General features: G+C 40.9%; 12 protein-coding genes. All 12 read left to right on the top strand.

What is annotated here, in order from left to right; translation table 11 throughout:
• Positions 1-21: 21 nt before the first annotated feature.
• The 12 genes from AC570H_RS14780 (at position 22) to AC570H_RS14725 (ending at position 12,206) form a co-directional block, all read left to right on the top strand.
• Positions 22-1,257 carry an MFS transporter gene (locus AC570H_RS14780; RefSeq protein WP_497356131.1) on the top strand — a complete coding sequence of 412 codons (1,236 nt, stop codon included), beginning with the start codon at positions 22-24 and terminating at the stop codon, positions 1,255-1,257.
• A 61-nt stretch (positions 1,258-1,318) separates the two neighbouring features.
• The gene (locus tag AC570H_RS14775) at positions 1,319-1,678 is read left to right on the top strand and encodes a response regulator transcription factor (RefSeq protein ID WP_497356129.1); all 360 of its coding nucleotides are present in this window, start codon (positions 1,319-1,321) and stop codon (positions 1,676-1,678) included.
• Positions 1,679-2,203: 525 nt separating this feature from the next.
• Positions 2,204-2,788, top strand: a complete 585-nt coding sequence (locus tag AC570H_RS14770; RefSeq protein ID WP_497356127.1) for a pentapeptide repeat-containing protein — start codon at positions 2,204-2,206, stop codon at positions 2,786-2,788.
• Positions 2,789-2,846: 58 nt separating this feature from the next.
• The gene (locus tag AC570H_RS14765; RefSeq protein WP_497356125.1) at positions 2,847-4,433 is read left to right on the top strand and encodes a S8 family peptidase; all 1,587 of its coding nucleotides are present in this window, start codon (positions 2,847-2,849) and stop codon (positions 4,431-4,433) included.
• A gap of 335 nt (positions 4,434-4,768) precedes the next feature.
• Positions 4,769-5,605 (top strand): LytR/AlgR family response regulator transcription factor, encoded by an 837-nt coding sequence (locus tag AC570H_RS14760; RefSeq protein ID WP_497356123.1) that lies wholly within the window; start codon positions 4,769-4,771, stop codon positions 5,603-5,605.
• Between the two features lie 4 nt (positions 5,606-5,609).
• Positions 5,610-6,551 (top strand): hypothetical protein, encoded by a 942-nt coding sequence (locus AC570H_RS14755; RefSeq protein ID WP_497356122.1) that lies wholly within the window; start codon positions 5,610-5,612, stop codon positions 6,549-6,551.
• Entirely contained in the window at positions 6,551-7,045 is a 495-nt protein-coding gene (locus AC570H_RS14750) for a hypothetical protein (RefSeq protein WP_497356120.1), read from the top strand. Before AC570H_RS14755 ends, AC570H_RS14750 begins: the two co-directional genes overlap by 1 nt.
• 4 nt (positions 7,046-7,049) lie before the next feature.
• The gene (locus AC570H_RS14745; protein WP_497356118.1) at positions 7,050-7,676 is read left to right on the top strand and encodes a toxin-antitoxin system YwqK family antitoxin; all 627 of its coding nucleotides are present in this window, start codon (positions 7,050-7,052) and stop codon (positions 7,674-7,676) included.
• A 65-nt stretch (positions 7,677-7,741) separates the two neighbouring features.
• A complete protein-coding gene (locus AC570H_RS14740; RefSeq protein ID WP_497356116.1) occupies positions 7,742-9,055 on the top strand; it encodes a hypothetical protein in 1,314 nt (437 codons plus the stop codon).
• A gap of 7 nt (positions 9,056-9,062) precedes the next feature.
• On the top strand, positions 9,063-10,298 hold the full coding sequence (locus AC570H_RS14735; RefSeq protein WP_497356114.1) for a vacuolar protein sorting family 37 protein: 1,236 nt from the start codon (positions 9,063-9,065) through the stop codon (positions 10,296-10,298).
• 7 nt (positions 10,299-10,305) lie between these two features.
• Positions 10,306-11,244: a hypothetical protein gene (locus AC570H_RS14730; RefSeq protein WP_497356112.1), complete on the top strand. Its 939-nt coding sequence runs from the start codon at positions 10,306-10,308 to the stop codon at positions 11,242-11,244.
• Positions 11,241-12,206: a hypothetical protein gene (locus tag AC570H_RS14725; RefSeq protein WP_497356110.1), complete on the top strand. Its 966-nt coding sequence runs from the start codon at positions 11,241-11,243 to the stop codon at positions 12,204-12,206. Before AC570H_RS14730 ends, AC570H_RS14725 begins: the two co-directional genes overlap by 4 nt.

Here is a 12,206-nt window from a genome sequence, read left to right as displayed (position 1 = left end):
ATTTGGGAACAATCCAGCCCTATGTTCCGCCAAATATTTAATGCCTACAAAACGTCCTTTACGGGTTTAAGCCGAGAGACCTGGCTCCTAAGCCTGGTTATTTTGGTTAACCGATGCGGTTATATGGCGGTGCCTTTTATGGGCCTTTATGTAACCCAGTCTTTGCACAGGCCAGCTTCTGATGCGGGCATTATTATTTCCATTTTTGGCGTAGGTTCTATTTTGGGCGCAACGGCGGGAGGCAAGCTGACCGATATGTTTGGCTTTAGGCCGGTGCAGATTTTGTCGTCGCTAATTGGTGGCTCTTTTTTCTTGCTGTTTGCTCAGATCAGGCATTTTGAAACGCTCTGCGTATTGGCATTGGTGATCAGCTTTTTTGCCGAAGCCTTTCGTCCGGCAAACTTTACGGCTATTGCAGCCTATGCCGCACCTGGAAAAGAAACCCGCTCTTATTCGCTCAACCGCCTGGCTACCAATATTGGTTGGGCCTTTGGCGTAAGTATGGGCGGTATTATCGCTTCTTTCGATTACCCTTTGCTGTTTATGGTAGATGGAGTAGTGAGTATCCTAGTTGCCATCAGTATCTTTTTCTTTTTGCCAACGGTAAAAGGCTTTAGAAAAGCAGTACAGGAAAAAATGAAAGGAGTGGTTGTGCGCAAGCCTTGGCAGGATGTATTGTTCATTAAATTTATCTTGCTGACTACCATTTTTGCTACCTGTTTCTTTTTGATGTTTCGGGTAGTGCCTGTTTTTTATAAAGAAGTTTGGCATTTAAACGAATCACGGATCGGTTTGATTTTGGGCCTCAATGGAATCATCATTGCCCTGCTCGAAATGGTAATGATCAGCAAGATAGAAAACAAGCGCTCGCCTGTATTTTATATCGTAACCGGCGTGTTGATAGTGGGTTGCTCTTTTGCCGTACTCATGCTGCCTAAATTTCTGCCCGTGGTGCTGGCTTTGCTCAGTATTGTATGCTTTACGTTTGGCGAAATGTTTGCGCTGCCTTTCATCAATACTTTTGTGATTAAGCGGAGCAACGAATTTAATCGCGGGCAATATGCTGCGGGCTATACCATCAGCTGGTCGGCGGCGCAGGTAATTGGACCAACCAGTGGTTTTTACCTGGCAGAGAAATTTGGCTATAATCCCCTTTGGATTGGTATTACCGTGCTGTTGTTGTGCTGTGCCTATGGCTACAGCCGCTTAAAAATTAGGGAAGAAGAGCCTCAGGCCGTAAGCCATTCGGCACCGTAAAAAATCTTTAAAAAAGTGTGTGTTGCAACAAACAATCCATTTAATTATTTGTTGTTGCAACATGAAGAAACGGATACACATTTTAGAAGATGATAAAGATATAGGCTACATCATCGAATTTTTGCTCAAAGACGAAGGTTACGACTTGCAACTCTCTTCAACTTTTAAAGAAATGAAGAGTAAACTGAAGGATTCTATTCCAGATCTTTTTATTCTCGATGTGATGTTGCCTGATGGCAATGGCATAGAAATCTGCCACGATTTGAAGAACGACGAATTTACCAAACACATTCCGGTTATCGTAATGTCGGCGAATGTAAGGAGCAAGCAAATGAGCGAAATGGCTTCGCCCGACGATTACATCAGCAAACCATTCGATTTGGATGATATTGAAAACAGGATCAAAAAACTGATCGCTTAAATTATTCCAGAACTTACTGTATAACTGCCATAGCAATTGGTTTATTTTTAGCCAATGAGCCGCGCGCGTTCTGCAGTAAGTTCTTTTTTGCATCCTATCGTCCATCCCCATCTCTCTTCCTAGTGGAGCCCAGTGGCCTGTTGCCTATTGTAAAGAAAATAAGGTTTTAACTGTTCCCACAAGTTGGCATTGCCTGATTGGTTTTGGAGCGCCAAATGGTGGTGCTATTCAAGTTATCCCCGATAGCAGCGCCGGCCTTAAAATGTGTATGGTTGGAGTTAGGTTTATTAATGAGATTTGTCATCAGAACGGAGTGAAGGATCTGTTCTCGAGATAGATTCCTCGTTGTACTCGGAATGACAAATGGAGAGCAATTAACTAAATCCGCCTATTGGCCAGTACTACAATGAAGGAATGAGTCGATGAACCTACGGTGCTCTACGCTCAGCACCATACGCTAATTTGTGCTTCTCACACATTCCACAGCTCAAGATAATTTGCTATTTTGCCCGCCTAAATTTACACATGGCCGAAGAAAGTATTTATTACGTCAGCAAGGTATTTGAAAAAGTTCCTTTCCCCTTAATTGGTACCCGCGATACCCAATTTGACGATTGCACCTTCAAGAACTGCGATTTAACCGAGGTCAATTTTAAGGGATGCAATTTCATCAACTGTACTTTCGAAAACTGTAACCTGAGCATGGCCAAGTTTGGACATATCGGTATAGACAAGGTACAATTTAGTCATTGCAAAATGGTGGGCGCTGATTTTTCCAATGCCAAAGATTTCCTGTTCAATGCCAATTTCGACAATTGTATTTTAGACTATGTTGCTTTCATGAGGAAGAAAAATCGCAAGAGCCGTTTTGAGAAATGCTCTTTAAAAGGAACCGATTTTTCTGAAGCAGATTTAACCGGCGCCAAATTCGACCGTTGCGATTTTAGTGGTGCCGTGTTTATGCGAACCGTATTAAATGAGGCCAATTTTGTAACTTCCTACAACTTTACCATTGATCCGGAGAAAAACCCGATGCGCAAAGCCAGGTTCGCCACTAATGGGTTGGCAGGCCTGCTCGTTAATTACGGCATCATTGTTGAAGAAAGCTGACAAAACTTAAATAATAAAAGACACATCAACTCGTTTTCCACCTTTAATACCATTTATAATGAATAAAAACTTTTTAAGAAAAATCCTATCGCTATCCTTAATAGCATCCATCCCTTTCATAGCCAATGCCCAACAAAAGGAAAACTGGCAAAACCTCGACCTCAAAACAGACAGTATTTTTGGTATCAGTACCGAAAAAGCCTACAAAGAATTGTTGAAAGGCAAAAAATCTACTCCGGTAATTGTTGCGGTGTTAGATGGTGGGGTTGACCTGAACCACGAAGATTTAAAAAGAGTAATCTGGACCAACAAAAAAGAAATCGCCGGCAACGGAAAAGACGATGACAAAAACGGTTATGCCGATGATGTACATGGCTGGAATTTCTTGGGTGGTGCAAAAGGTTCTGTCGAGCATGAAGCTTTAGAGCTGACCCGTTTGGTGCGTAGAGACATGGCGCGTTTCGGCAATGTTACCGCGGCTACAGTAGCTCCACAAGATAAAGAAGCCTATGAAACTTTTATCAAGAACAGAACAGAACTGGAAAAAGGCTTGGCTACGGCAAAAAGCAACTTGGCCGGAATTAGCGGTTTCAAAAATGCCTTGGATGCCGTAGTGAAAAAAATTGGCATGGAAAATCCAACAGTAGAAGATTTCAAGAACTTTAATGCGCAGACCCAAATTGAAGGACGTATTAAAGAAGCGATTATCGATAACCTGAAAGACAGCGATTTCAAAACCTTTTATGATAGCCAGATTGCCGAAGGCTATAAATATTATTATGGTCAGGTGAACTATAACTACAATTTAGAATACGATCCGCGCTCAATTGTTGGCGATGACCCTAACAACAGCAAAGAACGTTTCTATGGCAATAGCGATATCAAAGGTCCTGATGCTTTGCACGGTTCGCACGTTGCGGGGATTATCGGAGCCGACCGTACCAATACCATCGGTATCAAAGGCGTGGCCGATAATGTATTGATCATGGGTGTACGCAATACGCCAGATGGCGACGAGCGCGACAAAGATGTGGCCAATGCCATCCGCTATGCAGCAGATAATGGCGCCAAAATTATCAATATGAGCTTTGGCAAGTCTTATTCATGGGATAAGGCCGTAGTTGACGAAGCCGTAAAATATGCGGTAAGCAAAGACGTATTGTTGATCCATGCAGCGGGTAACGATAACCAGAATGTGGATGTAGAAAACAATTTCCCGACCAACAAATACCTAGATGGCGGCGTAGCCAGCTCATGGCTTACCGTAGGTGCTTCTGGCCCATTAGATGGCGATCAGCTGAAAGCCCCTTTCTCTAACTATGGCAAAACTTCGGTTGATGTTTTTGCACCTGGTGTTCGTATCAAATCTACCGTTCCAGATGACAACAAATATTTGGAAGAAGATGGTACCAGTATGGCTGCGCCAGTAGTAAGTGGCTTGGCTGCATTGATCCGTTCCTACTATCCAAAACTAACTGCGGTTCAGGTAAAAGAAATCATCATGAAATCGGTAGTAAAAGTAAACCATAATGTAAGCAACATGAATGGTGCCGATACGGTAAGCGTCCCTTTTTCAGATTTATGCGTAACTGGCGGTATCGTAAATGCCTACAATGCTTTAAAATTGGCAGCTACTTATAAATAAGCTCAGCTAAAATATTTTAGAAGCCCCGATAATTTATTTTATCGGGGCTTTTTTTGCGCCGTACTTCATAAAAAAGATAGCTTAAAAAAGATTTAGATCAGGGATAGGTTATGGAAAAGAAAGACTATGGGCATCTATCCCAAAATAATAGTTACAAAATGTTAAATTTCTTTGTTCCGATTTTTTATCTCTTTATATTAGAGACAACACAACACAAATGAAAAGTTATGAAACGCTCTACCCAAAACCGCTCTCCTGGCATTGGTCGAATTTTTATTGACCATATCCCAAACTAAGTTTAAATCATCCCCATAATTTCTACTAATACATTGTCTATGATCAGCTGTTACATCATTGGGGAGCTATCCACATGTAAAATTATCAAAGGATTTGTAGAAGATTCTCATCTGTTATCGCTCAAGGGCATCGCAAGTGACCTACATGGAAGTTCAACGACTATCGGTTCTATCAGGCCGGATATCATTTTTGTAGATGCTTCTTTAATCGAAAAAAACAAAGCGGCCTTAACCTCGATCAGTCAGTTTACAGCCGTCATATTTATTTCTTCCACGCCAGAAGAAGCCTACAAAGCTTTTGAGGTATTGGGCTTTGATTACCTGTTGTTGCCGCTCACACTAGAGCGATTTGAAATGAGCATCAACAAATTCATCAACCTTTCCCTGGTTCATAAAAGACCGGGTCGCATTACCGAATCGTTCTTTATCCGTACAGATGCCAAAGGGCAAAAGGAACTGCTGGTTAAATGCAATGAAATCTGTTATATAGAAGCCTTTAAAAACTACGTGATCTTACATATGGTAGACGGTAGGGAACTCTCTTGCCACAATACCATGAAAGAGGTGGAAGACAGCCTGTTGGCCAGCCACTTTATCCGGGTGCACAAATCCTTTATGATCAACTATGAAAAGGTAACCGCCATAGAAGGAAATACGGTATTTTTGAATGGAAACGAAAAGAACAAAATACTGATCGGAAGCACTTATAGAAAGGCATTTTTCGATTTTAAAAGCCAAAAAGTAATCAAAAAGCAGAAAAATTATTTTCAGTCATTAGATTATTCTACTTTAGTAAGCCTTTTGGCTTTTTATACCGGATTACTGAATTGCTTCGATCTAACAGACTTTATTAACCTGTCTTATTTTAATTTGTAGCTGAATGAACAGATTACTTTCGCTTTTATGTTTGGCTGTGCTGTTTTGCCCTGCTTGTAAAGAGTTTATAGAACCTTCATTAGATAAGGAGAAAATAGCCTTGTTGGCGCCTTCAGATAATATTGAAACCACGAGTTACCAGCAAACTTTTTGGTGGCAAACACATGAAGATGCGTTGCAGTATCGATTGCAGATCGTATCGCCCAGGTTTGATAATATCGAAAAACTGGTGCTCGATACCGTAGTAAGAACAGATAAGTTTACCTATACCCTAGATCCGGGAAAATACCAATGGCGGGTAAGGGCCGAAAACGGAAGCAGTCAAACGCCTTATGTTACACAAAGTTTTACGGTATTTCCTGCTTCGCTCAAAGATCAGGCTGTGCAACTGGTGGCGCCCGCAAATGCGCTGTATGTGGCAAGTGCCGATGTTAAATACGATTGGCTAAAGTTGTTTGGCACCACACAGTACCGTTTGCAGGTCGACAAGAATAACTTTGCCGACGAAAATAACCTCACTTTAAATGTTCTTACAGATAACCTTACCTATACCAGTACCTTGCCTGCAGAGGCTAATTACCAGTGGCGGGTAAGGGCCGAAAATACAACAGAAAATTCCAAATGGTCAGTAGTTAGAAGCTTGGTCTATGACGTTACTGCTCCTGCCAAAGTGGTTTTGACGGCTCCAGGAAATAAGCAAACAGTAACAAAACCTGTAAGGCTAACTTGGGACGCATTAACAGATGCCGATAAATACGAAATCTATGTGTACAAGGCCGATGGAACGGTCATCTATAACAACTCTTATCCTCAGCTGCTAAGCACCAATAGCCATACCTTTAATTTGGGTAATTCTGGCGAAACGGTGGCCTGGAAAGTAAGGGCAGTAGATAAGGCAGGGAACAAAGGCGTATTTAGCGAACTCTTCACTTTTACCTTGCAGTAATGAAAAGCAAAAAGTTCACTTATGTACTCATGGCATGCGTGGCTGCGGTTTGGGGAATTATCTTCTACCGGATCTATATTGCTATTAACGAAGAGGAAGCGCCAATAGCGTCTGGGCCGGCTGTTAAGGCTGCCTACTTTAAAATGGTTAACCATGAAGAAGATCGGGTGGCATTGGATCTCAATTACCGCAATCCTTTTTCGGGTGGATCAGCATTATTTATAGAGGAAAAAGAAACAGTTGTAGCACCAGTTAAAACCATGCCGCAAGCGCCTTTTATGCCTAAGCCACAGGTAAATTGGGCCGGGGTACTTTACAGTGGATACATTAATAATCCGACAACTAAACAGAAGCTTGCTATTTTAGCTGTAAATGGCAAAGAGCTGATGCTTTCTGAAGGCCAGAGTAGCAATGGACTAAAACTGCTTAAGCATGCTGGAGATTCGGTGAAAGTACAATACCAAGGCGAGACCAAATACATTAGAATAAAATAAGATCATGCAACGCTATCTATTTATACTGCTATTCCTGGGGCTAAGTATCCAATTAAAGGCACAGCGCTACCAAAGCCTGCTCGAAACAGCTGTTTATAAGCATACCATTAATTATACCGACCATAAAGTGGTTTTTCAGGCACAGCCTGAGGGCAAGGAGTTGAGGTTTACCGACACAGACAAGAAGTATTATTGGTTTAGCAACAACCAGATCAAAACTACCCAGGGAGGTTTTAGTGGCAAGCTGTTGCATGGCTTGTATAGCGACTTTTACCTGAACAACAATTTAAAAGAGCAGGGCTATTTCCGTTTGGGCCTCAAAGAAGGCGAATGGAAAAGCTGGAGCGAAGAAGGTGTGTTAGTAGAAAGTGCCATGTACAATGATGGTGAGGCCAATGGTCGTTTTTACAAGTATGATAAGCAGGGACAGCTCTTGGAAGAGGGAAGCTACAAGCATGGTAAAGTTAATGGCAAGTTGAAGAAGTATGTGAGCGCCGATAGCGTTGTGGTAAGCCATTATAAAGATGGGATGCTGCAACCCTTAAAAACAAAGTCAAGCTGGTTGGGTAGGCTCTTTAAAAAGAAAGCGACTGCTCCCAAAAGTCCTGCTGTGCCGCCTGTTAAGAAATAAGAATGTCTTCATGATTGAGCTCATTCCCAAAAATCATGAAGGATAACGCTAACAAAAAATAAATCATGAAGAATAAAATCTTATTAGCCCTCTCGCTATTGGCTGGCCCGGTGGCTGTGGCTCAGAATACTTTCCCTACCAATGGGAACGTAGGTATTGGAACCTTGAGTCCCTTACAAAAACTCACGATTAAATCAGGAGGTGCATTAACTGGAAGTTCTTCAACTGATTATGATTTTAGTATTACTGATGGAGCTGATTTTCAACTTCAACTTCTAGGCCTTGTTAATACGGTTGGGAACTATGGTTTGCTTCAGGTAATAAAAGGAGGGGTTGGACCTGGCAATTTGGTATTACAAAGCCAAGGAGGCAATGTGGGTATTGGAACAACAACACCAAGGGCCAAATTAGATGTGATGGGGAATATGTTGTTGCAATCGGCATTAAATAATTCATCACCAAGACCTTCATTAACCACTCAGCCTCTAGGAGGAGAGATAAGATCTTATAGTCAACTTGGATATGGCGCTGATGATGGATTGTTAAGACTGAGTGCTGGGGCTGGAAATGCAGCAAATGTTATGTCATATATTGATATCAGTTCATACTCTACTATTCCGGACATGAACCAAAATATCGTTTTCGGTACAGCAGGTGAAGAAAAAATGCGTATTAGTCAAAATGGTAATATAGGTATAGGCACAGCTTCACCTCAAACCGGACTTCAACTGGGTAACAAGGGCCCTGATATCGAAAAAAAACAAATTAGTATACCCGGAGTATATAATTTTGAAACGGTTAAATTGGGGCAAATTGGAAATGGTAATAGTGCGCTCGAGTTTGTGAACCATTTGGATGTAACCACTGCATATGGCATAAGATTAACTACAAATGTCGACAACGGAAGTTCTGGGCTTCAATTTCAATATGCAGGTTCAGCATCAAATTATGAAACTTTGAATTACCAAACAGGGATGTTTTTGGGACTTACTGGCAACGTAGGTATCGGTACCATCACACCCAACGAAAAGCTTTCTGTAAACGGAAAGATCCGTGCCAAGGAAATCAAGGTAGAAGCCACCAACTGGCCTGACTATGTTTTTGCCGAAGGCTATAAGGTCGGAACGTTGCAAGAATTGGAACGTTACATTAAAGCCAATAAGCACCTGCCCGATATGCCGAGCGCCAAAGAGGCTGAGGCCAACGGCCTAGAATTGGGCGAAATAGTAAAGCTTCAACAAAAGAAGATAGAAGAACTGACTCTTCATTTGATTGAGAAGGATAAGGAACTGCAAAGCTCGAACAAGAGACTGAAAAATGTTGAAGCCAAACAGCAAGAACTGGAAATCCTGTTGAAAAGACTAGCTGGAAATAAATAAACTAGATATGAAAGTTAAAATCTTATTAGCCCTCTCGCTATTGGCTGGACCAATGGCTATGGCGCAAATTACTACTGATCCTACAACCGGTAACGTAGGTATTGGAACAACAACCCCACAAGCTAAATTAGATGTAAATGGAGCGGCAATTATTAATGGGCCGGGTGCTACTTTAACTTTGAAAAAAAGTACAAATAATATTCCTGGAATAGTTTTTCAAGGGTTGAATCAGTTTTCTGTACTTGAAGGTGGTGATGATTACTTGAGCGCCTATGTTGGTGGGTTGAAGCGTTTTTCCATCTTATCAAATGGCTACGTAGGTATTGGTACGGCAAACCCATCAGAAAAGTTTGGGGTTTATGGTATAATCAATTCAGCACCGGGCGTATTGGCTTTAGAAACTTCAAGAAATGACGCTGCCTTTGTAGAAGTGGGCTCAATAAGAGCAAAAAATTCAGATGGTGAAGTAGCGAGAATCGGTTTGTTAAGAGGAAGTGGAACTTATACCGGTGCAATGAACTTTATGGTTAGGCCAACAAACGATGGCCCACTGAAAGAGGCCATTAGAATTGATCAAGATGGCAATATTGGTATCGGAACTACAACACCTACTACCAAGCTTGAGCTTAGTACAAGTACAGATTACGATCAGCTTAGTCTTGTGAAAAATACTATTGAAGGAGATAAGGGCGCAGGAATTCTTTTTAAAAATCTTGTTAATAATGGAACCCTTAGAGAAATAGCAGGAATTCAAGCTAAGTTATTAGATGGAGGAACTGGAACAGTAACGAGTTCTTTAAGCCTGTATACTACGAGTAACGAAACAAAAATTGAAGCCTTAACAATAAGGCATCAAGGTAACGTAGGCATCGGAACTACAACACCCAACGAAAAGCTTTCGGTGAACGGAAAAATCCGTGCCAAAGAAATCAAGGTAGAAGCCACCAACTGGCCCGACTATGTTTTTGAAGAGGGTTACAAGGTTGGAAAGTTGGAAGAATTGGAACGTTACATCAAGGCTAATAAACATTTGCCCGATATGCCAAGCGCCAAAGAGGCTGAAGCTAACGGCATAGAACTGGGCGAGATGAACAAGTTGCTGTTAAAGAAAGTAGAAGAACTCACTCTACATTTGATTGAAAAGGATAAGGAACTACAAAGCTCAAACAAGAGACTGCAAAATGTTGAAGCCAAACAGCAGGAATTAGAGGCTTTATTAAAAAGACTAACCGGAAATAAATAATCTAAATATGAAAAACAAAATCTTATTAGCCCTCTCGCTATTGGCTGGCCCAGTGGCTATGGCTCAGAATACTTTCCCTACCAATGGGAACGTAGGTATTGGAACATTAACGCCAGTGATGCCTCTTGATGTTAATGGTAGTGTTAACATAGGTAATTTAATAGATAGAAATTATTTAAGAATATCTTCAAATCTCTTTCCAGAAATTAGGTATAATACTCCTACCGATAATGAGATAATAAGACTGGGTGTTTGTGTTGGTGACCAGGCATTCCCAGTAAATGATGGTGATTTTTACATATATACCAGTCAAGAGAATTCAATGCCTTTAGTAGTAAAGAAAAATGGAAATGTAAATCTGGTTCCCTGGGGAGGTATGGCGGGTATTGGGATTCGAAATCCGCAGTATAAATTAAATGTGGCTCAGGATATAACCATGAATGATGATATAAATGTAGCACAGTTTGGTATTTCTGGAAGCACTGATGATGCTAAACGTCTGATATTTGGATATGATGTGAATGGGGCGGGCTTTGGTTATATAAAATCAGGTTGGTATCAACACCAGTGGACAAATCTTTCTCTTCAGCCAAATGGTGGCAATGTTGGCATCGGAACCACCACCCCCAACGAAAAACTTTCTGTAAACGGTAAGATCCGTGCCAAAGAAATAAAAGTAGAAACTGCGAATTGGCCTGACTATGTTTTTGAAGAGGGCTACAATGTTGGAAAGTTGGAAGAATTGGAACGTTACATCAAAGCCAACAAACATCTGCCTGATATGCCAAGTGCCAAAGAGGCGGAAACGAATGGAGTAGAGTTGGGAGAGATGAATAAGAGGTTGTTGAAGAAAGTAGAAGAATTAACGCTATACCTTTTAGAAAAAGACAAGCAAATCAAACAATTGGAAACAAGAATGTCAAACCTAGAAAAACAGAAAAAATGAAAAGAAAATCTAAATTAACGCTGATTACGATTTTGTTGTTAAGCGTAGCATTTAAAAGCAAAGCTCAACATGTTGTAATTACACCTTCTAACCGATCCACCACTTCGTTAGAAAAAAACATGTTGTTCAACGCAACAAACTTCTATACGGTTACCCAAAGCGGAAGTATAAGTATGGGCCTTGATAACTTCTTCGATGGAGCTTTTGTTCCTCAATATTCGGGAGCATTAAATGAGGCGGATCCTTATGTAATAACTATAGATGGTTTACCCAATGCCCATGTACAAACTGGAGCTTGGATTGGATGGACCACTAGATATTATGAGCCGATTAAGTTTAAAATAGAAGTTTTCAATATTTATGATTATGGAGTTCCCGGGTATCCGGCACCAAATACTTGGGTTACTGTTGCAGAAGAAGATAACTATAATAAATACGAGTACATGGTACCCGTATCTCAAGTGGCTGCTGGGAAAATCAGGTTTACTTTTTATAAAGGCACTGGTCCTTCAAATTCTATTGGTATTTCAGAACTGTTTTTTATCCATCCGGAAGCTGCGAAAGCTTACGATAATTTAATGGTACAATATTCGACCAATGGTTATGTCGGTATTGGTACTACAACTCCCAAAGAAAAACTTTCGGTAAACGGAAAAATCCGCGCCAAAGAAATCAAGGTGGAGACTGCCAACTGGCCAGACTATGTTTTTGCAGAGGATTACCAAATTGGAAAGTTGGAAGAATTGGAACGTTATATCAAGACTAATAAACATTTGCCCGAAATGCCGAGTGCCAAAGAGGCTGAAACAAATGGAGTAGAGTTGGGAGAGATGAACAAGCTGTTATTGAAGAAGCAAGAAGAGCTCGTACTCCATTTAATAGAACAAAACAAGCGTTTAGAAAGTCAACAAAAAGAAATTGATGAACTGAAAAAGCTGGTTGCTAAAATTTTAAATAAATAA

It is taken from the genome of Pedobacter sp. B4419 (assembly GCF_059693725.1).
This window is presented reverse-complemented; position numbering and strand designations above follow the sequence as displayed.